Source organism: Pseudonocardia sp. ICBG1293 (assembly GCF_020131355.1).
Classification (GTDB): Bacteria; Actinomycetota; Actinomycetes; order Mycobacteriales; family Pseudonocardiaceae; genus Pseudonocardia.
On the sequence record NZ_JAHLEL010000057.1, the window covers coordinates 137296 to 157769 of the forward strand.

Consider the following 20474-nt stretch of genomic DNA (forward strand, 5'->3'; position numbering starts at 1 on the left):
GCGAGCCACGCGGCGGGATGCGGCCACGGGGCGGGCGGAGTGGGCGGCGCGGAGTGGGCGGCGCGGAGTGGCGGCGCGGAGTGTGGCGGGACGATCACGAGCCCGTCCGCGCCGCGGTGTCCCGGCCGGCGTGAGCGAGCGCTCGTCGGGGCCCGGCCGTGACCACGACCGGGTGCGTACCCTGGTCGGCGTGATGCGGCTGCTGCTGTCCCCGAGGTGGATGGTCTGGCACGTCCTCACCCTCGGCGCGATGGTCACCTGCACCTGGCTGGCCGTCTGGCAGTGGGGACGCGCGGGATCCGCGATGGGCTCGGCCCTCAACGTCGGCTACGGCCTGCAGTGGCCGCTGTTCGCCGTCTTCTTCGGCGTCATGTGGTGGCGGTTCCTGAGCATGGAGATGGCCGACGTCCGTGCGGCGCGAGCCGGCACCGCACCGGCCGATGCCGCCGCACCGGTCGAGGCCCCGGCGGTCGCTCCGGTCGCCGTGCCGGGGACGCCGGCCGCCGAGCCCGTCGTGGTGCGGGGGACGTCGGCCGCCGAGCCCGCCGCCCCGGCCCCCGCGGCGGGGCCGTCGCCGTTCACGTCCCGCCCGGCGGGCGCCGCCCCACCCCGGAGCACCGACCCGCAGCTGCGGGCCTACAACGAGGAGCTGGCCCGCCTGGCGGCCCGGCACCGGGAGGAGTCCACCCCGTGACCGTCGCGACCGCCCTGAAGGCCTACCGCATCTCCGCCTGGGTCACCGGTGTCGGGCTGCTCCTGCTCACCTTCTACGCGATGCCGGCGAAGTACCTGTTCGGCGACCCGCGCCCGGTCGCGCTGATCGGGATGGTGCACGGCTTCCTGTACATGATCTACATCGTGTGCACGTTGATCCTGGCCGAGCGCTGCCGCTGGAAGCCGGTGTTCGCCGTGGTCATCCTGGCCGCGGGCACCATCCCGGTCGCGTCGTTCGTCGCCGAGCGCAAGGTGACCCGCAAGGTGCAGTCCGAGCACCTGGCCCCCGCCGGGCCCTGAGCGCGGCTCAGCGGTCCCCGGCCGCCGGGCAGCCCACCAGCTCGGCGAACCGGCGTTGCAGCGCCTCGGGGGTGTCGGCGGGCGAGGAGAACGCCAGCCGCACGTCCTGGGTACCGGTCGCGGTGGGCACCCGCACGCGGAGCCCGAAGCGGTCCACACCCACCGGGCGGACCCGGCCGCCGGTGAACCCGAGCCCGTCGGGCAGGTGGCGGCGCAGCGCGCACAGCATCTCCGGGTGCGCCTGGTCGAGATGCTCCAGCCAGGCCTGCTCGACCCGGCAGAACGGGTCGGGCTCGGCGGCCGCCAGCTCGGTCGGCGAGACCGGTGCGCACCCCTCGGCGTCGGAGTAGACCGCCGACGACGGGTGCAGCCGGAGCAGGGTGGCGCCGCGGCCGGCGTCGAGGAGGTTGGGGTGCGGGGTCTTCTCGGCGACCCGCAGTGCCCGTTCCCGGCCGGTCGCCGGATCCGGTTCCTGCAGGGTCCCGACCAGCCACAGCAGCTCCCGGACCGGCTCGTCGAGCGGTACCGGTGTGCTGCCGGTCAGCTCGAGCATCACCGGCAGTCCGCCGAGGGTGAGCCGGGCGCGCTCGCGCAGCACGTGGTCGTCGGGCAGCAGCAGGTCGGTCGTGCCGTCCGGCCAAGTGTGGTGCATCAGCGGCGCACACGGCTCCGGCTCGCCGGTGCCGACGAGCGCGGCGCGGCCACCACGGGTGACGAGGCTGCGGGCTCGCTCGGCGACGGCGGGCGTCGGGGGCGGCGCACTCGGGTCGTTCCCACTCTCACCTCCGATTAGGTAACCCTTACCCAATCAGTACGGAGTGTGCCCTGTCCAGTGCGTCGTGACACAGGGGGGACAACCCCCTCTGCGGGGCTCCGTGACCCGACCGTTAGCGTCTGTCGGCGTGATGACCGTGCCCTCGGGTTCCTCAGCCGACCCGTGGCCGATCCGTCCGCTGCTCGCCGCGCTGGTCGACGACACCAGCCTGCTGCAGCCGAGGACCGTCGCACCGGGCGTCGACGCCGTCGTGTCGCGCTACCTCGCCGCCCGCGACGGCCACTACGGAGGCCTCGTCGGACGGCTGGTCTGCCCCGCGTCCCAGCTGTCCGCCGTGGTGACCGAGCTCGCCCGGTCCGCACCGAGCAGGCCCGCGGACCTGGCCCTCGTCGTCGACACCGGGCTGGGAGCGGTGCCCAAGGCGCTGTCGACCGTGTTCTCCCGCTCCAGCCTGCTCACCCCGAGCACCGTCGAGTGCGTCGCCCCGCCGGACGTCGACGGCATCTGGCTGGAGCGCGTCTCGGAGTTCGTGCCGGACGAGGTGACCCCGGTCGTCGAGCCGCGCCGCCCGGTCGAGGGCGACGCCGACGGCACCGTCGCCTGGCTCGCCGCGGTCCGCAAGGTCGCCCAGCACGGCTGCACCCCCAAGATCCGACTCGGCGGTCCGCGCGCCTCCGACGTCCCCGAGATCGACGACCTCCACCGGTTCCTCCAGGCCGGGCTGGAGAGCGGCACCGGCGGCATCTCCGCGCAGGGGATCGACCGGATCGTGCGGGAGGACCCGTCGGCGTCGCAGCCGCGCGGGCGGCACGGGCTGCTCAACCTGATGGCCGCCGTCGCGCGGATGACCGGGGTGAGCGCCTCGTCCGACCCGGCCGAGGACGCCCTGACCTGCACCGGCGGCGAGAAGCTGGCCCGGGAGCTCGACGAGCTGCCCGAGGCCGCCGTCGAACAGGTCCGGACCGTGCTGCCGCGCTGCGGGGTCGACCCGGACCCGGTGCCGATCGCGGACCTGGTCGCGCTCGGGTTGCTGGACTGATCAGGACGCATCGGATGCGGATCGGATTCCTGGGGCCGCACGCCACGTTCACCGAGCAGGCCCTGCTGACCCTGCCCGAGTCGCGCGGTGCCGAGCTGGTGCCGCTGCCGGGCGCGCCCGCGGTGCTGGCCGCGATCCGCGACGGCTCGGTCGACGCGGGCTGCGTGCCGATCGAGAACACCGTCGAGGGCGCCGTCCCGCCGGTGCTCGACGGGCTCGTCGCCGACCCGCCGCTGGTGATCGCCCGCGAGGCCCGGATCGCCGTGCGGTTCTGCCTGATGGGCCGGGCCGGCACCACCCGCGACGCGATCGGGTCGGTGGCGAGCCACGGCCACGGCATCGCCCAGACCCGCGGCTGGCTCGCCGAGCACCTGCCCGGTGCCGAGGTCCGGATCAGCTCCTCCACCGCCGAGGCCGCCGCCCAGGCGGCCCGCGGGGAGGTCGACGCCGCCGTCGCCGCGCCGCTGGCGGCCGGGCGGCACGGGCTGGAGGTGCTGGCCGACGACATCGCCGACAACACCGGCGCGGTCACCCGGTTCGTGCTGCTCACCCGCCCCGGACCGCCGCCGGCGCCGACCGGCTGGGACCGCACCACCCTCGCCGCGACGACGACGAACCGTCCCGGCACCCTGCTCGGCCTGCTCACCGAGCTGACCGTGCGCGGGATCGACCTCACCCGGATCGAGTCCCGCCCGGTGAAGGACCGGCATGCCGAGTACTGGTTCCACCTCGACTGTTCGGGACACGTCGCCGACCCGGCGATGGGGGAGGCCCTGGCCGCGCTGCACCGTCGCTGCGACCGGCTGATCTACCTGGGGTCGTTCCCGCGGTCCGATCCCGCACCGGCCGTTCCGGCGGCCGGGGCGGGGAGCCCGGTGGCCGCGCTGGGCGCCGCCACCGCCGACGACTACGCCGCGTCCGAGCGCTGGCTCGCCGCGATCCGACGGGGAGCCGACACGTGAGCCACCAGACCGACGACGAGCACGACGGTGCGGCCTCCTTCGCGGCCGTCGGCACCGGCACCCGCACCGCCCAGGTCCCGCCGGACGACGGTGCCCTGCGCCTGGTGCTCGTCCGGCACGGCCGCACCCCGTCCAACGTGCGGCACCGGCTCGACACCGCGCTGCCCGGCCCCTCGCTCGACGAGCTGGGACGCGCCCAGGCCGAGGAGGTCGCCGGGCTGCTCGCCGGGTGGCCGGTCCGCGGGCTGTACGCCTCGCGCGCGACCCGGGCCCGGGAGACCGCGGCGCCGATCGGGCGCGCGCTGGGCCGCGAGGTCGAGCTGCTCGACGGGCTGCACGAGGTGTTCGTCGGTGACCTGGAGGGCCGCGAGGACGACGCCGCCCGCGAGGTGTTCGACGAGGCCTTCGAGTCCTGGTGGGACGGCGACGTCGACCGCGCGATGCCCGGCGGTGAGTCCGCCCGCGACGTGTGGGACCGGGCGCTGCCCGACCTGGCCCGGGTCACCGACGGGGTGGGGTCCGGCGCGGTCGTCGTCGTGAGCCACGGCGCGGCGATCCGGATCCTGTCGCTGGCGCTGCTCGGCGGGCACGACGGCTCCGGCCCCGGCCACGCCGAGGTCACCTACGGCCGGGAGCGCCCGGTCCCGAACACCGGCCGGGTCGTGCTGCGCCGCGACACCGACGGCTGGGTCCCCGAGCTGTGGGACGCGATGCCCGGGGGCGGCGCGCCACCCACCGGTAGCGACCCGGGCGGCGCGCCTCCCCCCGGGTGACGGCCCCGGCGGCTCAGCCCCAGCCGAGCTCGTGCAGCGTCTGTTCGGCGATACCGAAGTGGTGCGCGATCTCGTGGACGACGGTGATCGCGACCTCGTCGACGACCTGCTCCTCGTCGTCGCAGAAGTCCAGGACGGCGTCGCGGTAGACGGTGATCCGGTCCGGGAGCTCGCCGGCGTAGTCGGCGGTGCGCTCGGTCAGCGCGACGCCCTCGTAGAGCCCGAGCAGGTCCGGCTCGTCGGGGTGGCGGTGCTCCACCAGCACCACGACGTTGTCCATCGCCGCGGCCAGCTCGGGCGGCACCAGGTCGAGCGCCTCGCCGACCAGCTCGTCGAACCGGTCGGCGGGCATCGCCACCGGCACGTCAGTTGCCCGACAGCCCGGGCAGCCCGGGTGGGATGTCGAGGTCGGGCTGCCCGGCCCCGTTGTCGGGTGCGGCGGGCTGCTCGGCGTCGGGCTGCTCGACCGGGGCCTGCGAGCCGGGGGCCGGGGTGGTCGCACCGTCGGCCGGGGCACCGTCCGGAGCGGCGGGCGCACCGGGCGCGGACGGCGCGGGCGCGGCGGGCTGCCCGGAGACGACCAGGTTCCCCTTCACCGAGCCGGTGATCGAGGCGAAGCCGCTGTTGTCCGGCAGCAGCGTGCCGATGTTGCAGTTGACCTTGCGGCTCCCGGCCTTCCAGGACTCCTCGGACAGGTTGCCCCAGTACACGGTGAGGCCCTTCTCCCCGATCACCCTGTCGTTGCCGGCGAACGTGTTCGCGGCGTCGGTGCAGGCGGGCTGCAGGAACTTGTCCTGGTCCTCGACGGCCGGCCAGGCCTCCGGGAACTCGGTGCCCAGGTCGACGAGTCCGACGGCCTCGACGGCGTGCGGTCCGGCGCAGTCGGTCGGGTCGCCGACGGTCCGGCCGTCGATCGCCAGGCAGGTGCCCACAGGCTGGACCGCGGACTGGTCCTGCGCGGCGACCTTGCCGGTGATCGGGAACATCTCCCCGCTGCGCGAGGCCATCTGCAACCCGCAGCGCATGCCCTTGTCCCCGCCGTCCCAGCGCTGCTGGGACGGCTTGAGCGCGCCCACCCGGAACCTGCCGTCCGGGTCGAACTTGCCGTCCAGGTACGTGGTGACGACCGGCGTGCAGCGGTCGGCGACGAGCTTCTGCCACGCCGCGTCGGCCGGGAACGCCTGCTGGTCGGTGAGGGCGACCCGCCCCGCCTGCTCGAACAGGTGCGGTCGCGCGCAGTCGACGGCGGCGGTGTCGGTGGCGTCGGACCGGGTCCACATCAGGCAGGTGCCCGGGGTGTCCGGGGGCGGGGGCAGCGGTGGGGGCTCCTCCACCCTCGGCGCCCCGGAGGACGCGAACGACCCCAGGACGGGCACCTGGGCGCCCAGCAGCGAGTCCACCGACGCGACGGTGAGCATGAGCAGGGCTCCGACGAGGATCCCGATCCCGACCCGGCGGGCTCCGCGCAGTCCGCCGCGCCCGTCGGTCGTCCCGTCGGCGGCCCCCGTCGGGCGTCGCCTGCGGGTCGGCGCCACCGGCACGGCCGACGGGCGGGACAGCACCGAGGTCGTGCCGTGCCCGCCGTGGACGGCGGTGCGGCCGGTCGCGTCGGGCCGGTCGGGGCCGGCGGGGGAGCGGGAGTCCATGACGTCCCCATCATGCAGCCGGGGCCGGCCCGGCTTCATCCGGCCGGAGCCCCGGCGCGGCGGTCGGTCGGGCGGCTGCTGTGAACGTGCAGGTCCGCCCGGTGCGCCGGGGCCCGGCTACCACTCGTCCGGGGGCGCGGGCGAAACGCTGCCGAATCGTCATCCGCGAACGGCCGGTGGTCGTCGGCCGGTCCCGGTACGGTGCGCCGGGGGACCGGAGTGACGATGGGGGACCAGTGATGACCGACGGACCGCGCGCCGGCGGCGGCCCGGACGACAGCACGCCGCCCGCCGGTACGCCGCGGGCGACACCGGACGGAGCGGCACCGGAGCCGACGACACCGACACCGCGGACCGACGGGCCGGCGACGGCGCCGTGGGCCGACCCGCCCGCCGGGGCGGCGCGCGGGCGGATCCGGCAGCAGGACGGCAGCACCGCGCCGCGCGAGCCCACGCTCGCCGAGAAGCGGGCCCGCGAGCAGAAGCTCCGCGCGGACCGGGAGGCGGTGCGGCTCCAGGAGGCCCGCTCCCGGACGACGAAGCGGGTGCTGATCGGTGCCGGCGCGACCGTCGGCGTCGTCGCCCTGATCGCGGCCGTGTACGCGGGGTCCGGCGGCGGCAGCGAGTCGGTCGAGGCGCGCTGCGTCGACGACCAGGGCGTCGTCGTGCCGGACGACAACTGCAGCGGTCCCGAGAGCCAGGGCCAGGTCGCCAGCGGGGGCGGTGGCTTCGCCTTCGTCCCGATCTTCCTGGGCGGCGGCGACCGTCAGTACCACTACAACTACGGCGGCACCGGCGGCGTCGGTCAGGTCGCGACCGGGGGGAACGTGTCCCCGCCGCCGAGCGGCACCACGGTCCGCAGCGGCACGACCGGTTCGACGATCGGCTCGGCGAACCGCAGCGGAACGATCTCCCGGGGCGGTCTCGGCGTGGGCGGCGGGTCGTCGTCCTCCTCGGGCGGTTCCGGCTCGTCCAGTGGGAGCTGAGGCGTGCGACGCGAACGCGGCACCCCCCGCCCGGACTGGCAGCGCACCGTGGCCGAGCAGGGCCTCGCCTTCGGCACCCCCGGCCGGGACGGCTCGGGCAACGAACGGCCCTACTGGGACGAGTCGGTGCACTACGTCTTCGAGATTGACGAGATCCTCTCCCTCGAGGCCGACGTCGAGGTGCTCCAGTCGATGTGCCTGTCGGCGGTCGACCACGTGGTCACCACCGAGCGGTTCCGGGACTTCGCGCTGCCCGAGTGGGCTTTCGAGCAGGTCGCGCAGTCCTGGCGCCGCTCCGACCCGCACCTCTACGGCCGCTTCGACCTGCGCTACGACGGCTCCGGCCCGGCCAAGCTGCTGGAGTACAACGCCGACACCCCCACCTCGCTGCTGGAGGCCTCGATCCTGCAGTGGCACTGGCTGCAGGACGTCCATCCCGGCGACGACCAGTGGAACTCCCTGCACGAGAAGCTCGTCGAGCGCTGGGGCGAGCTGAAGGGGCTGCTGCCCTCGTCGGAGGTGCACGTCACCTGGTCCGGCGCCGAGTCCACCGGCGAGGACCACATCACCGTCGGCTACCTGCAGGAGACCGCCGCCGAGGCGGGTCTCGACACGGTCGGTCTGTCCATCGAGGACATCGGCTGGGACTCCGCGCTGGACCGCTTCGTCGACCTCGAGGAAGCTCCGATGTCGACGGTGTTCAAGCTCTACCCGTGGGAGTGGATGCTGTCCGACGAGTTCGGCAAGCACGTCACCCGCAGCCTGCCCGAGACGCTGTGGCTCGAGCCGCTGTGGAAGACCCTGCTGTCGAACAAGGCGCTGCTCGCGGTGCTGTGGGAGATGTACCCCGGGCACCCGAACCTGCTGCCCGCCTCGCTCGGCGACCCCGGCATCCTCACCGAGTACGTCCGCAAGCCCCTGCTGGGCCGCGAGGGCGCCAACATCGCGATCGTCGCCCCCGGCCACGAGACCGCGACCGGCGGCGTCTACGGCGACGAGGGCTTCGTCTACCAGATGTTCGACCCGCTGCCGGAGTTCGACGGGTTCCGTCCCTGCCTGGGTGCCTGGCTGGTCGGTGACACCGCCGCCGGGCTCGGCATCCGCGAGACCGCCGGCCTGATCACCGACGACGGTGCGGCCTTCGTGCCGCACCGCATCCCCGAGTCCTGACCCCCGTTCCCGCACCAGTTCCTGCACACCCCCGCTCCCCGGAGGTACCTCCCGTGATCCTCGCCCAGGCGTTCGACGCCACGTACTGGGGCTTCCTCGGCCGCGGTGTCGGCGCGATCCTGCTCTACGCCGTGATCGGCACCCTGCTCATGCTGGTCGGTTTCTGGGCCATCGACCTCACCACGCCCGGCAAGCTCCCGGCGATGGTCCGCGGCGGACTGCCGAACGCGGTGACCATCACCTCGGCCGGCATGGTGTCGATGGCGTTCATCATCGTCACCGCGATCTACGGCTCCTACGGCTCGCTGCTGCAGGGTGTGGTGTCGTCGCTGGTCTTCGGCCTGATCGGGATCGTGGCCCAGGTCGCCGCGGTGCGGCTGCTGGAGTGGGTGACCGGCATCGACATCGGCGAGGTCATCCAGTCCGAGGAGCCGCGGGCGGTGGCGAAGGTGGTCGCGGCCGCGCACGTCGCGCTCGGCCTGATCGTCGCGGTCGCCGTCTTCTAGGACGGCTCAGGCCAGGGCGGCCAGTACCTCGACCCTGGCCTGTGGCGGCGGCATCGCGGCGATCTCGGTGCGGACGTCACGGGCGGCGGCGGCGAGCTCGCCGTCGTGCAGCAGCCTGCGCAGCGCGTCGGCGGTGAACGGCCCACCGAGCCCGGCACCCCGGGCGGCGACCAGCTCGGCGTTGTGCCTGCGGTCGCCCGGCCCCGGCAGCGCCAGCTGCGGGACGCCCGCGGCGAGCGCGGCCAGCACGTGCGCGGCACTGCCGTCGTGCAGCACCGCCGCACAGGCGGGCAGCAGCGCGTCCAGCGGGACCCGCCCGACGGTGCGCACACCGGGACCACCGTGACGCAGCAGCCGTGCCGGAGGACGGACCAGCAAGAGCTCGCAGTCCGGTCCGTCGTCGCGCAGGCCGCGGAGCGCGCGGACCGCGGAGGCCTGCAGGTCGCCCCGCACCGGCCCGCCGCCACGCAGCACCAGCACCCGCGGGCGGACCGACGGGCCGCTCAGCCACGCGGGCATCGCCGGTCCGCCGGGGCCGCGGGACCGGCCCGGCCGCACGGCCAGCGCGTCCCGGGCACCGACCAGGCTCGACGGTGCGATGGTCAGCGCGATCGCGGGCGGCGGAACCCCGCGCAGCCCGTGCCGCAGCCGGGCGCGGTGCAGCGGCCGGGCGTCCAGCAGCGTGCGGACCAGCGCGAACCCGTCGAGCAGGCCGTTCTCGTGCAGGACCGCGGGGACGTCGTGCCGGGCGGCCGCGAGCGCCCCGGCCACGGCCAGCGGCTCGTACACCACGACATCGGGGCGCCACTGCTCGGCGACGGTCACCAGAGCGTCGGTGAGCTCCTCGTTGACCGGGCCGAACAGCGAGCGCACCCCGGCCTCCCCGCCGCGGCCGGCCAGCTCGGCCCGCGCGGTCACCGGGTGCGCGACGAGCGAGCGCGCGGCCAGCCTGCCCACCCGCAGGCTGCGGGCGACGTCGATGAACGGCAGCGGGTCCGCCCCCGGGAGCGGGTGCGCGTCGCCGCCGCCGGCGAGCAGCACCTCGTGCCCGGAGTCCCAGAGCGCCTGGGCGAGCGGCAACAGCGGTGCCAGATGTCCCGACAGCGGGGCCGCCACCACCAGAACGCGCACCGTTCGAGGGTAGCCGCCACGCGGTCGTCGGGGGGCGGTCCGCGACGGGTTCCGTACCCTCTGGGTGTGATCGTCGAGAACGCGCCCCGGCTCGTCGCCACCGATGTCGACGGCACCCTGCTCGACGACGGCGGTGCGATCACGCCGCGCACCGTCGCCGTCCTGGAGCGGGCGGTCGCCGCCGGCGCCGGCTTCGTGCTGGTGACCGGTCGTCCACCGCGCTGGATCCCGCCGGTGCTGGCGCGGCTGCCCGAGGGGCTCGTGCGGCTGTGCGTCTGCGCGAACGGCGCGGTGCTCTACGACGCGGTGGACGACGTCGTGCTCGACGCCCACACCCTGGAGCCGGCCACGATCCGCGAGCTGGCGGGCCTGGCCGCGGAGCTGTTCCCCGGGTGCGGGTTCGGTGTCGAGCGCGTCGGGAACGCCGAGGGGGGCGACGGCGTGCGCGGCGTGGTCGACGAGTTCCTCACCGACCCCGGCTACGTGCACGCCTGGGGAGAGCACGACGGCGGCACCACCAGCCGCGAGGACCTGCTCGACCGCCCGGCGACCAAGGTGCTGATCCGGTCCCCGGAGCTGACCAGCGAGCAGATGATGGACGCCCTCGCCCCGAAGGCGGGCGGGCTGGCCGATCTGACGTTCTCGCACTCGTCGGGGCTGCTGGAGGCGTCCGCGCCCGGGGTCACCAAGGCGACCGGCCTGGCCGAGGTCGCCCGCAGGCTCGGCGTGGGCGCGGAGTCCACCGTGGCGTTCGGCGACATGCCCAACGACCGGGAGATGCTGCGCTGGGCCGGGCTCGGCGTCGCGATGGGCAACGCCCACCCGGACCTGGTCGGGCTGGCCGACGAGGTCACCGCCCCGCACACCCACGACGGGCTCGCCGAGGTCCTGGAGCGCTGGTTCTGAGCGCACCGGGCGCCGTTCACCTGCCCGTCGACGAGCGGTCACGCCCCGTCCCACCGGCCGCCCCGGCCCGGGCCACGACCCCGCCCGCGCGTACCATCACCGGCTGTCATCGCCCGCGAGCCGGGTGCCAGCGCCCGCGCCAGGAGGCCCCCACCCGTGGCTGACACGGCAGAGACCCTGGACCGTTCCGGTCCGCAACCGCCCGCCGACGTCCCGCCCACCGGCGAGGTCGCCGTGCTGGCGTCCGTGCAGGGCGCTCTCGCATGCGACGCCACCGTGCGGGTCGCCCGCGGGATGTCGCTGTTCGGCGAGCACGCCGCGGGCTGGCTGGCGATCGGCGTCGCGGGTGCCGCGCTGGACCGCCCCCGCCGTCGTGAGTGGCTCGGCTCCGCCGCGGCCGTCGCGTTCGCGCACGGGGCCTCGATCGGGATCAAGCGCGTCGTCCGCCGCCGCCGCCCGGACCACCCCGCGGTCCGGGTGCTGGTGGGCACCCTGAGCCGGCTGAGCTTCCCGTCCTCGCACGCCACCTCCACCACCGCCGCCGCCGTGCTCTACGGCGGCCTGCTGGGCGGGCGGTCCCGCCCGGCGGCCGCGGCGGTCGTGGGCCTGATGGCGCTGTCGCGTCTCGTCCTCGGCGTGCACTACCCGACCGACGTCGCCACCGGGACCGTGCTCGGCGCGGCCGTCGCCGGTGCCGCGCGACGCGTCGTCCCTCGCAACCCCACCACCGGAGGGTGAGCGCATGACCAGCACCGACCCCACGAAGGTCGACCGCGACGACTCCGAGAAGGAGCAGGTCGCACGGGCTGCGGACCCGGACACCCCCGTCGTCCCGGACGCTCCCGACGACGCCGGCGCCCCCGAGGGCCATGCGGCCGACGCCGCCCCGGCCGCGGTCGCCGCGGAGCACGCACCGCACGTGCCGATGGACCCGTCCGAGCGGACCACCGCGATGGTCGCGCGCGGCCTGCTGAAGACGATGCGCCCGCGCCAGTGGGTGAAGAACGTCCTGGTGTTCGCCGCGCCGTTCGTCAGCGGCCAGCTCTTCGACGTGCCGGTCCTCGTCGACTGCCTGATCGCGTTCGTCGCGTTCTCGCTGGCCGCGTCCGGTGTCTACCTGGTCAACGACGCGCTCGACGTCGAGGCCGACCGCGCCCACCCGACGAAGCGACGCCGGCCCATCGCGTCCGGCATCGTCCCGGTGCCGCTGGCCTTCGCCACGGCGGGCGTGCTGTTCGCCGCGTCGATCGCGCTGTCCTTCGCGGTGACCTGGCAGCTCATCATCGTGCTCGCCGTGTACGTGGCGGTGCAGCTGTCGTACTGCCTGTGGCTCAAGCACCAGCCGGTGCTCGACATCTGCATCGTCGCCTCCGGCTTCCTGATGCGGTCCATCGCGGGTGGTGTCGCCACCGGTATCCCGCTGTCGCAGTGGTTCCTGCTGGTCACCGGGTTCGGCTCGCTGTTCATGGTGGCCGGCAAGCGCTACGCCGAGATCAACCTCGCCGAGCGCACCGGGGCGAAGATCCGCAAGTCCCTGGAGAACTACACGGCCTCCTACCTGCGCTACATCTGGTCGCTCTCGGCCACCGTCATGATCGTCATGTACGGGCTGTGGGCGTTCGAGATCCGCGAGGACCACAACTCGGTGTGGTCGGTGCTGTCGATCGTGCCGTTCGTGATCGCGGTGCTGCGCTACTCCGTGGACGTCGACCGGGGCACCGGCGGTGAGCCCGAGGAGATCGCCCTCGGCGCCCGTGCGCTGCAGGTCCTGGCGCTGGCCTGGATCGCGATGCTCACCCTGGCCGTCTACAGCTGACGTCGCCGCCCGGGCCCGGATCCCCTGCACGGGGGCCGGGCCCGCGGTGTGTCAGCGCCCGGTGTGCCAGGCCCAGGTGCGCGCGAGACCCTCGGCCAGCGGGGTCGGCGACGGCAGTCCGAGCGCGGCGATGCAGCGGGACGGGTCCAGGCAGCTGCGTCGCAGCTCCCCGGCCCTGGCCGGCAGGAACTCCGGCGTGAACGCCTCCGGCGCGAGCCCGGCGATCGTGCCGATCGTCGCGGCCAGCTCGACCACGGTCGACTCGGTGCCGGTGCCGACGTTGAACACCTCGCCGGCCAGCTCCCCGGCCGCGAGCCGGTCCGCCGAGGCCAGCGCCGCGCGGGCGACGTCGCCGACGTAGAGGAAGTCGCGGGTCTGTCCGCCGTCCCCGAACACGGTCGGCCGCAGCCCCGCACGGGCGCGGTCGCAGAACAGCGAGACGACCCCCGCCCCGCCGGCCGGGTGCTGGCGCGGGCCGTAGACGTTCGCGAACCGCAGCACCAGCGCCGGCAGCCCGTGCGCCCCGACGAAGAAGCGGGTGTAGCGCTCGGCGGCCAGCTTGCTCATCCCGTACGGCGACGCGGGCTCGGCGGGTTCCGCCTCCGTGGTGGGGAGGGGGGCGCCGTCGCCGTAGATGGCGCCGCCGGTGGAGCACACGACGACCGCGCCGGCACCCGCCTCGCGCGCCGCCTGCAGCACGCTCAGCGTGCCGAGGACGTTGACCGAGGCGTCGTGCACCGGGTCGTCCATGGAGCGCCGGACGTCGATCTGGGCGGCCAGGTGGAACACCGCGTCCGGGCGGAACGCCGTCGCGGCCGCCGTCAGGGCGGGGGCGTCGCGGATGTCGAGCTCGGTGAGCGCGACGCCGGGGTCCAGGTTGTCCCGGGTGCCCGCGGACAGGTCGTCGACGACGAGCACCTCGTCGCCGCGGCCGAGCAGGGCCTCGACCAGGGTGGAACCGATGAAGCCGGCTCCGCCGGTGACGAGCGCGCGCATACCTGCCTCTCCCCGGGGCGGACGGCGGGTGCACCCGGATGCGGGGCACACGCTATCCGCGGCGCCCGGTCAGCCGGTGGAGCGGGCGGGGACACCGCCGCAGGCGGTGATCCGGTAGAGGGTGCTGCCGCCCCCGGACAGGACGGGCTCGAACCCGGGCGCGCGGTCGATCCCGGACAGTCCGGGGTAGGTGTCGGCCCGCGGGTCCCACGGCCACCAGGTGACCGGACCGTCGATGACGTAGCCGACACCGGTGCCCGCAGCGCGGGGCAGACGACGGGGTCGCGGGCGACGTCGTGCAGCCGCAGCCGGACCAGCTCCTGGTCGGGCGTCCAGGTCCCGGACAGGTGCGGGAACAGCACCGGCCGCCCGGTCAGCGGATAGAGCAGGCCGTTGCCCGACCACGGGTTCGCCGCGACGACCGTGCCCGGCCCGATCACCCGGCCCGCCGCCTCGAGGAACTCGCGCTGTCCGGGCTGCAGCACCCGGCCGGTCTCGTAGCGGTAGGCGTCGGCGACGACGGCGGCGTGCACCCCGATCCGGAAACCGTCGGTGAGCAGGACCAGCGCGGCGGCGAGGACGGCGACGGCCGGGACGGCCAGCAGCCGTCGTCGCTCCGGGGTCGTCTCCGCCCGCCGCACCGCGGTCGCGGCCCGGACCAGCAGACCGGCCGTGCCGAGGACGCCCAGCGCCGCCAGCGGCACCCCGGTGACCGGGACCATCGCGGCCAGCCGGTGCGAGTCGTTGTACCAGGCCCCGGTCAGCGCGGTGACGAGGTCGCCCTCGCGGGCCACGGCGAGGGTGTAGAGCAGCGCCGAGGTCAGGTGCGCCGGGACCAGCCACGCCGTCCGGGCGCGCCGCAGCGCCGCCACGGCGCCGATCACGACCAGCACCGACACGACGACCAGCTCGGGTCGCCTGTTCATGCCGTTCCACAGCACACCGGTCAGCGCCTCGCGCGCCCCCATGGAGGCCTGCCAGTCGAACGTCCGCACCCCGTCGAGGTAGGGCGACCAGGCCAGCAGCCAGACGACGGCCGCGACCGCCGCGAGCGCACCCGCGGCGGCGAGGGCCGCGGTGGCGACCCGCCGCTCGCGGACGTGGCGGACCGCGGCGGCGGCGGCCGCGACGGCCACCGGGGACAGGCCGAGCACGAGCAGGCTGACCGCGGCGTTGGGGTGTGCCAGTGCCAGTGCCGGGATGCTCGTCGCGCCGAGCAGCAGCGCCCGGACCCGCCCGACGGCGTCGTCCCGGGTCAGCCCGAGCCCCGTGACGACGGCGGCCAGCCCGGCGGGCACCAGCGCGAGCCCGAGCAGGTTGGGCCACAGGACGCCCCAGTTGAGCAGCAGCCAGGGCATCGCGGTGAACGCCGTCGCGAGCACCGGGGTCACCAGCAGGGCCCCGGCCCGGCGCCCGACGAGCTGGCGCACGAGCACCGTGCACGACAGCGGCCACACGAGGGCCGCCGCGGCGAACGCGGTGAGGTTCGACGCGGCCGGGATCGACGCACCGGTGCTCGCCACGACGAGCGAGACGAGGTCGTGCCACGCCGCCGGGTAGGCCGACGGGCGCCCGGGGCTGTTCAGCTCGCCCAGGGTCAGCGACGACGCGTCACCGGTCTGCAGGATCCGGGCGACCGCGCTGTAGTGGTAGATCGCGTCGTAGGTCGGTGAGATCGCGTCGACCGGCCCGAACGCGAGCATCACGGTCAGCCAGCCGATCGCGACGGTGACGGCGGTCCCGATCGCCAGGGCGACCCCGCCCAGCGGTCCGTCGGGCCCGTCGCGCAGCAGGGCCCGCGGACGGTCGCCGGGGGCGCCGGCAGGCCGGTCCCGGGGCCGGGTCACCCGCCGGACGGCCGTGGTCACCGCAGCGCACAGCAGCGCGAGCGCGCCGCCGGCACCGAGCACCGGCCACGGTCCCCACCCCACCCCGGCCCGGCCGGCCAGGACGGCGGTGGTCGCGACCAGCGCGACCGACACCAGGGGGGCGGCGCCCCAGCAGACGGCTCCCCGCAGTCCCGCGGCGCGGGCGACGAGTGCCCCGGGCAGCACGCACCACGCGGCGGCCACCAGGGCGACGGGGACGGCTCCGGTCCACGTCATCCCCGGCTCCGCGCGTCGTCGATCGGCAGCCGCATCCGGCGCAGCCTACGAGGGTGTCGCCGCGGGTCGGGCCACACGGTCGTCGTGTCACCGTCCGCGATCGGATCGTGACCCGCGCCGACCGTGGCTCAGGTCCCGGTGGTGCGGGCCGTCCCGAGCTCGTCGGCGTCGGGCCCGGTGACGGCGGCCCGGTGCCCGTTGGTCCCGGCCGCACGCTCCTCCAGGGCGGTCAGCCGCTGCTCCAGGTCGTTCTCCCGCCGGGACAGCTCCGCGTCCCGGACGGCGATCTGCCGGGCCAGGTTCGTCAGGTGCTGGCTGATCTCCCGGTCCCGCAGGTAGGTGTTCAGCATGCCGAACACGAAGGCGACCACGAGCAGGTAGACCAGCAGGTCGGTGCCACGGCCGATCCCCACCGCCCGGGCCACGTAGGTCAGGTCGTCGGGGCGCAGGACCGCGTAGACGTTCAGCACGATGAACGCGCCGAAGGCGATCCGCTTGCTCGCCCGCACGCCGACGCTCTGGCCGCTGCGCACGAAGTAGACGAGCGCGCCGACCGCGGCGGCCAGGAGCAGGATCTGCAGGATCACGGTGTTCGCCTCCTGGGTCATCGCTGCCGTACCGACAGGTCGAACAGGATGTTCACCCCGTTGAACAGCGACTGACCCTTGGATCGTGAGTACTCGGTGTAGCGGATCGTGACCGGGACCTCGCGGATCCGCCACGACGACCGGGCCAGCGACGCGACGATCTCCGACGCGTGGGCCATCCCGTTCATGGTGATCCGCAGGTCCTGCGCGACCGCCCGGTTCATGGCCCGCAGCCCGTTGTGGGCGTCGGTCAGCTTGAGCTTGCGGCTGGCCGGGGACAGCGCCGCGACGGTGCGCAGCACCAGCCGCTTCAGCGGCGGGACCGGCTCGGTCGACTCCAGGAAACGCGACCCGAGGACGACGTCGGCCTCGCCGCTGCGCAGGATCGCGGCCATCCGTGCGGCGTCGCCGACGTCGTGCTGGCCGTCGGCGTCGAAGGTGACGATCCGCTCCGCGCCCCGGAGCAGGGCGTAGTCGATCCCGGTCTGCAGCGACGCACCCTGCCCGAGGTTGATCGGGTGCCGCACCAGGTGCGCGTCGGTGCCGGCGATGCGTTCGGCGGAGGAGTCGCGGCTGCCGTCGTCGACGCACACGACGTTCGGGAAGATCGTGCGGATCTCCGCGACGACGTCGGCGATGACGGTGTCCTCGTTGTACACGGGGACCACCACCCAGGTGCCGGTGTCGGCGACCACGTCCACTCCCTCGTCCCTGACCCGCGGCCGTCGACAGCCGCACCCCGGAGGCTATCGGTCCGCCGACCGGGGCCGTGCGACGGTGGGTCACGATCGGGTCGAAGGTGATGATCCGTACCGTTCGTCACATGGACCCGAGGACCCTGCTCGAGCTGATGCTGGCCGACCTGGACAGCGCGCCGGAGCTGTACCGGCCGACCGACTTCTGGCGGACCGGTCTGGAGAAGGTGGTCGCCGACCTGCGGGAACGCGGGTTCGCCGAGTTCCGCAGGCACCCCTCGGCCACCTACTTCTACGCCCCGCAGTACGCACCGGTGTCGCGTCCGGCGGCCGCCCTGTCGCGGGCCTTCGGCATGGCGGGCGGCCCCGGGACCCTGCTGCGCGAGCGGATCGACCAGGTGCCCGTCGCCCGGGCCCACCACGCGACGGTCGCCGCGCTCGAGCCGGCGGACCGGTCGCCGTCGCTCACCGGGTTCAGCGAGTCGACCGCGGGCGCCCCGGCCGAGCAGCTGGAGTTCGACGGCCGCCGGTTCAGCCGGTCGTCGCTGAACTACCTGCGCGGGCTGGTCATGCTCAAGCGCGCGGTGCCGGACCTCGACGTCTCGACCGTGCTGGAGATCGGCGGCGGGTTCGGCACGCTCGGGGAGATCCTGCTCGCGGGCAACCCCGGGCTCCGCTACATCGACGTCGACATCCCGCCGGTCGCCGCCGTCGCCACGCACTACCTGCGCGAGGCGCTCGGGCCGGAGAAGGTCCTGGACTACGCCGCCACCCGCGAGCGCGAGAAGATCGTGATCGACGAGCTGGAGCAGCCGGCGACGGTGCTCTGCTCCTGGCAGCTGCCCCGGCTCACCGGGACCGTCGACCTGTTCGCCAACTTCATCTCCTTCCAGGAGATGGAGCCCGAGGTCGTGGCGAACTACGCGGGCCTGGTCACCGACCTGGGCGCCCGCTGGCTGCTGCTGCGCAACTCCCCGACCGGCAAGCCGAACGTGCGCGAGCCCATGCTGCGCCACCGCTACCTGGAGATGTTCGACCGCTACGAGCTCGTCGACTCCGACGCCGGGCTCTACGGCCAGGACTCCGAGGGCACGGTGTCCGAGGTGATGGTGCTCGCGCGGCGCTCGTAGGGTGACGCGCATGCGCACCCCGGACCCGATCGAGATCGGCGGCCACCGCGTGGGCCCCGGCGAGCGACCGTTCGTCATCGCCGAGGTCTCCGGCAACCACAACGGCTCGCTGGAGCGGGCGCTGGAGATCGTCGACGCGATCGCCGGGACCGGGGCGCAGGCGGTGAAGTTCCAGACCTACCGGGCCGACACGATCACCATCGACGCCGACGGCCCCGCCTTCCGGATCCGCGACGACCACGGGCTGTGGGGCGGGCGGAACCTCTACCAGCTCTACGAGCAGGCGCACACGCCGTGGGAGTGGCACGAGCCGCTGTTCGCCCGCGCCCGCGAGCACGGCCTCGTGCCGTTCTCCTCGCCGTTCGACCCCACCGCGATCGAGCTCCTGGAGTCCCTGGACGCGCCCGCCTACAAGGTGGCCTCGGCCGAGCTCGTCGACCTCCCGCTGATCCGGGCGATGGCCGCCACCGGCAAGCCGATGGTGATCTCCACCGGGATGGCGACGCTGGCCGAGATCGACGCCGCCGTCGCGGCAGCCCGCGAGGGCGGCGCCACGCAGATCGTGCTGCTGGCCTGCACGGCGTCGTACCCGGCGGACCCGGTCGACGCGAACCTGCAGACGATCCCGGCGCTGCGCGAGGCCTTCGGCGTGCCGATCGGGCTGTCCGACCACACCCCGGGCATCGGCGTCCCGGTCGCCGCGGTCGCGCTCGGCGCGGTCGCGATCGAGAAGCACGTGACACTGCAGCGCGCCGACGGCGGCGTCGACTCCGACTTCTCGCTCGAACCGGCCGAGCTGGCGTCGCTGGTCACCGAGACCGACGTCGCCCGGCGGGCGATGGGCCCGGCCCGGTTCGGCCCGCGCGAGTCCGAGCGCGACACCCTCGCGCTGCGCCGGTCGTTGTGGGTGGTCGCCGACGTCGCCGCCGGTGACGAGGTCACCGCGGACACCGTGCGGTCGATCCGGCCGGCCGGTGGCCTGCACACCGACACGATCGGCACCGTGCTCGGCCGGACCTTCACCCGCGACGTGGCCCGCGGCACCCCGCTGACCTGGGACCTGATCTGAGCGACCCGCTCAGTGCAGGGTGCCCAGCGCCGCCTTGGTGAAGGGCACCAGGTCGGACTCGCGGCCCTCGAGGACCTTACGGCCCCACTCGGGGTCGGCGAGCAGCGCGCGGCCGACGGCGACGAGGTCGAACTCGTCGTCCTCCAGCCGGTCGAGCAGCTTCTCGACACCGCTGACGTCGGCGTGGGCGTCGCCGCCGGCGAACATCGCCGGGTCGAAGACCTGGTCCAGGCCGATCGAGCCGACGGTGATCGTCGGCAGCCCGGTGACCTTGCGGGCCCACCCGGCGATGTTGAGCTCGGCGTCGGCGTCGGGGAACTCCGGCTCCCAGTAACGGCGCCCGGACGCGTGGAACGCGGTCACCCCGGCGTCGGCGAGCGGGGTCAGCACCTCGGTCAGCTCGTCGGGGGTGGCGGCGAGACGCGCGTCGTAGAGGCTGCCCTTGCACTGGGAGAAGCGGAACACGACCGGGTAGTCGGGCGCGACGCGCTCGCGGACCGCCGCGACGATCTCGGCGGCGAAGCGGGCGCGCTCGGTCCGGCCGCCGCCGTAGCCGTCGGTGCGGCGGTTGGTGCGCTCCCACAGGAACTCGTCGATCAGGTAGCCGTGCGCGCCGTGCAGCTCGACGCCGTCGAAGCCGATCCGCTCGGCCTGGGCCGCCGCCTCGGCGAACGCGCCGACGATCCGGTCGATCCCGGCGAGGTCCAGCGCCTGCCCGGCGCCCTCGGTGCCGTCGAGCGCGATCCCCGACGGGCCGACCGACGGTGCCTCGGGGAACGGCGGCTTCCCGGCCTCGCGGGTGATGCCGACGTGCCAGAGCTGCGGCATGATCCGGCCGCCCGCCCCGTGCACCGACTCGACGACCTTCGCCCACCCGGCCAGCGACGCCTCGCCGTGGAAGTGCGGGACCGACGCGACGTCGCCCGCGGACGGGTCGTCGACGTAGGTCCCCTCGGTGATGATCAGCCCGGTCCCGGCGGCGGCGCGCCGCGCGTAGTAGGCGGCGACGTCGTCGCCGGGGACGCCGCCGGGGGAGAAGGCCCGGGTCATCGGGGCCATGACGATGCGGTTGGCCAGCTGGGCGGAGCCGAGCGAGTACGGACGGCCGAGCAGCCGTGCGGCACGGGTGGACACGAGGCACTCCAGAGGGGTGAGCCGTCCAGGCACG

At 74.9% G+C, this 20474-nt stretch carries 22 protein-coding genes and 1 pseudogene; 13 read left to right on the plus strand and 10 right to left on the minus strand.

Annotated features, from left to right (window positions below; genetic code table 11):
- Positions 1-130: 130 nt before the first annotated feature.
- Positions 131-694, plus strand: coding sequence for a hypothetical protein (locus KPF47_RS33510; protein ID WP_224392737.1), 564 nt, complete (start codon positions 131-133; stop codon positions 692-694).
- Positions 691-1014, plus strand: coding sequence for a DUF3817 domain-containing protein (locus KPF47_RS33515; RefSeq protein ID WP_224392738.1), 324 nt, complete (start codon positions 691-693; stop codon positions 1012-1014). The genes KPF47_RS33510 and KPF47_RS33515 overlap by 4 nt, the downstream gene beginning before the upstream one ends.
- 7 nt (positions 1015-1021) lie before the next feature.
- Here KPF47_RS33515 and KPF47_RS33520 read toward each other — a convergent pair whose 3' ends face one another.
- Positions 1022-1666 (minus strand): DUF2470 domain-containing protein, encoded by a 645-nt coding sequence (locus KPF47_RS33520; RefSeq protein WP_224392739.1) that lies wholly within the window; start codon positions 1664-1666, stop codon positions 1022-1024.
- A gap of 253 nt (positions 1667-1919) precedes the next feature.
- Between KPF47_RS33520 and KPF47_RS33525 the strand changes: the two genes are divergently transcribed.
- From KPF47_RS33525 to KPF47_RS33535, 3 genes are read left to right on the plus strand one after another with little or no spacing between them, the layout of a single operon-like run.
- On the plus strand, positions 1920-2828 hold the full coding sequence (locus KPF47_RS33525) for a hypothetical protein (RefSeq protein ID WP_224392740.1): 909 nt from the start codon (positions 1920-1922) through the stop codon (positions 2826-2828).
- 14 nt (positions 2829-2842) lie between these two features.
- Positions 2843-3790 carry a prephenate dehydratase gene (pheA, locus tag KPF47_RS33530; protein ID WP_224392741.1) on the plus strand — a complete coding sequence of 316 codons (948 nt, stop codon included), beginning with the start codon at positions 2843-2845 and terminating at the stop codon, positions 3788-3790.
- The gene (locus tag KPF47_RS33535; protein WP_224392742.1) at positions 3787-4563 is read left to right on the plus strand and encodes a histidine phosphatase family protein; all 777 of its coding nucleotides are present in this window, start codon (positions 3787-3789) and stop codon (positions 4561-4563) included. The genes pheA and KPF47_RS33535 overlap by 4 nt, the downstream gene beginning before the upstream one ends.
- Before the next feature lie 13 nt (positions 4564-4576).
- On the opposite strand, the gene KPF47_RS33540 is transcribed toward KPF47_RS33535, so the two are convergent.
- Entirely contained in the window at positions 4577-4927 is a 351-nt protein-coding gene (locus KPF47_RS33540; RefSeq protein ID WP_224392743.1) for a metallopeptidase family protein, read from the minus strand.
- 1 nt (position 4928) lies between these two features.
- Positions 4929-6209, minus strand: a complete 1281-nt coding sequence (locus tag KPF47_RS33545) for a septum formation family protein (RefSeq protein WP_224392744.1) — start codon at positions 6207-6209, stop codon at positions 4929-4931.
- Between the two features lie 239 nt (positions 6210-6448).
- Between KPF47_RS33545 and KPF47_RS33550 the strand changes: the two genes are divergently transcribed.
- Genes KPF47_RS33550 through KPF47_RS33560 form a run of 3 tightly spaced genes read left to right on the plus strand, consistent with a single transcriptional unit; the run spans position 6449 to position 8871 of the window.
- Positions 6449-7195 carry a hypothetical protein gene (locus tag KPF47_RS33550; RefSeq protein ID WP_224392745.1) on the plus strand — a complete coding sequence of 249 codons (747 nt, stop codon included), beginning with the start codon at positions 6449-6451 and terminating at the stop codon, positions 7193-7195.
- A gap of 3 nt (positions 7196-7198) precedes the next feature.
- Positions 7199-8365 (plus strand): glutathionylspermidine synthase family protein, encoded by a 1167-nt coding sequence (locus tag KPF47_RS33555; protein WP_224392746.1) that lies wholly within the window; start codon positions 7199-7201, stop codon positions 8363-8365.
- Between the two features lie 53 nt (positions 8366-8418).
- The gene (locus KPF47_RS33560; RefSeq protein ID WP_224392747.1) at positions 8419-8871 is read left to right on the plus strand and encodes a DUF350 domain-containing protein; all 453 of its coding nucleotides are present in this window, start codon (positions 8419-8421) and stop codon (positions 8869-8871) included.
- Between the two features lie 6 nt (positions 8872-8877).
- On the opposite strand, the gene KPF47_RS33565 is transcribed toward KPF47_RS33560, so the two are convergent.
- Positions 8878-10002 carry a nucleotide disphospho-sugar-binding domain-containing protein gene (locus KPF47_RS33565; protein ID WP_224392748.1) on the minus strand — a complete coding sequence of 375 codons (1125 nt, stop codon included), beginning with the start codon at positions 10000-10002 and terminating at the stop codon, positions 8878-8880.
- 66 nt (positions 10003-10068) lie between these two features.
- Between KPF47_RS33565 and KPF47_RS33570 the strand changes: the two genes are divergently transcribed.
- From KPF47_RS33570 to KPF47_RS33580, 3 genes are all read left to right on the plus strand, one after another.
- Positions 10069-10908, plus strand: a complete 840-nt coding sequence (locus KPF47_RS33570; protein ID WP_224392749.1) for an HAD family hydrolase — start codon at positions 10069-10071, stop codon at positions 10906-10908.
- Between the two features lie 156 nt (positions 10909-11064).
- Positions 11065-11646 (plus strand): phosphatase PAP2 family protein, encoded by a 582-nt coding sequence (locus tag KPF47_RS33575; RefSeq protein WP_224392750.1) that lies wholly within the window; start codon positions 11065-11067, stop codon positions 11644-11646.
- 4 nt (positions 11647-11650) lie between these two features.
- A complete protein-coding gene (locus KPF47_RS33580) occupies positions 11651-12724 on the plus strand; it encodes a decaprenyl-phosphate phosphoribosyltransferase (RefSeq protein ID WP_224392751.1) in 1074 nt (357 codons plus the stop codon).
- A gap of 51 nt (positions 12725-12775) precedes the next feature.
- On the opposite strand, the gene KPF47_RS33585 is transcribed toward KPF47_RS33580, so the two are convergent.
- The 5 genes and pseudogenes from KPF47_RS33585 to KPF47_RS33600 all read right to left on the minus strand — a co-directional run bounded on the left by KPF47_RS33585 (position 12776) and on the right by KPF47_RS33600 (position 17107).
- Positions 12776-13720, minus strand: a complete 945-nt coding sequence (locus KPF47_RS33585; RefSeq protein WP_374108935.1) for an NAD-dependent epimerase/dehydratase family protein — start codon at positions 13718-13720, stop codon at positions 12776-12778.
- A 69-nt stretch (positions 13721-13789) separates the two neighbouring features.
- The gene (locus tag KPF47_RS41180) at positions 13790-14056 is read right to left on the minus strand and encodes a DUF6541 family protein (RefSeq protein WP_374108939.1); all 267 of its coding nucleotides are present in this window, start codon (positions 14054-14056) and stop codon (positions 13790-13792) included.
- Positions 13990-15825 (minus strand): annotated as a pseudogene (locus KPF47_RS33590) (DUF6541 family protein); the annotation flags it as partial. The pseudogene KPF47_RS33590 and the gene KPF47_RS41180, both read right to left, overlap by 67 nt.
- A 128-nt stretch (positions 15826-15953) precedes the next feature.
- Positions 15954-16433 carry a DUF2304 domain-containing protein gene (locus KPF47_RS33595; protein ID WP_224392753.1) on the minus strand — a complete coding sequence of 160 codons (480 nt, stop codon included), beginning with the start codon at positions 16431-16433 and terminating at the stop codon, positions 15954-15956.
- Positions 16430-17107, minus strand: a complete 678-nt coding sequence (locus KPF47_RS33600) for a glycosyltransferase family 2 protein (RefSeq protein ID WP_224392754.1) — start codon at positions 17105-17107, stop codon at positions 16430-16432. Before KPF47_RS33600 ends, KPF47_RS33595 begins: the two co-directional genes overlap by 4 nt.
- A gap of 128 nt (positions 17108-17235) precedes the next feature.
- On the opposite strand from KPF47_RS33600, the gene KPF47_RS33605 reads away from it, so the two are divergent.
- Together KPF47_RS33605 and pseI are read left to right on the plus strand one after the other, a co-directional pair.
- On the plus strand, positions 17236-18237 hold the full coding sequence (locus KPF47_RS33605) for a putative sugar O-methyltransferase (RefSeq protein WP_224392755.1): 1002 nt from the start codon (positions 17236-17238) through the stop codon (positions 18235-18237).
- 10 nt (positions 18238-18247) lie between these two features.
- Positions 18248-19306 (plus strand): pseudaminic acid synthase, encoded by a 1059-nt coding sequence (pseI, locus tag KPF47_RS33610; protein ID WP_224392756.1) that lies wholly within the window; start codon positions 18248-18250, stop codon positions 19304-19306.
- 9 nt (positions 19307-19315) lie between these two features.
- On the opposite strand, the gene KPF47_RS33615 is transcribed toward pseI, so the two are convergent.
- Entirely contained in the window at positions 19316-20440 is a 1125-nt protein-coding gene (locus KPF47_RS33615) for an NADH:flavin oxidoreductase (protein WP_224392757.1), read from the minus strand.
- Positions 20441-20474 lie beyond the last annotated feature (34 nt).

Coding starts and splice junctions, on each gene's coding strand:
- KPF47_RS33520 (WP_224392739.1), bottom strand. CDS start 1,666: ATGCACCACACTTGGCCGGACGGCACGACCGACCTGCTGCTGCCCGAC.
- KPF47_RS33525 (WP_224392740.1), top strand. CDS start 1,920: ATGACCGTGCCCTCGGGTTCCTCAGCCGACCCGTGGCCGATCCGTCCG.
- pheA (WP_224392741.1), top strand. CDS start 2,843: ATGCGGATCGGATTCCTGGGGCCGCACGCCACGTTCACCGAGCAGGCC.
- KPF47_RS33545 (WP_224392744.1), bottom strand. CDS start 6,209: ATGGACTCCCGCTCCCCCGCCGGCCCCGACCGGCCCGACGCGACCGGC.
- KPF47_RS33550 (WP_224392745.1), top strand. CDS start 6,449: ATGACCGACGGACCGCGCGCCGGCGGCGGCCCGGACGACAGCACGCCG.
- KPF47_RS33580 (WP_224392751.1), top strand. CDS start 11,651: ATGACCAGCACCGACCCCACGAAGGTCGACCGCGACGACTCCGAGAAG.
- KPF47_RS33585 (WP_374108935.1), bottom strand. CDS start 13,720: ATGCGCGCGCTCGTCACCGGCGGAGCCGGCTTCATCGGTTCCACCCTG.
- KPF47_RS33595 (WP_224392753.1), bottom strand. CDS start 16,433: ATGACCCAGGAGGCGAACACCGTGATCCTGCAGATCCTGCTCCTGGCC.
- KPF47_RS33605 (WP_224392755.1), top strand. CDS start 17,236: ATGGACCCGAGGACCCTGCTCGAGCTGATGCTGGCCGACCTGGACAGC.
- pseI (WP_224392756.1), top strand. CDS start 18,248: ATGCGCACCCCGGACCCGATCGAGATCGGCGGCCACCGCGTGGGCCCC.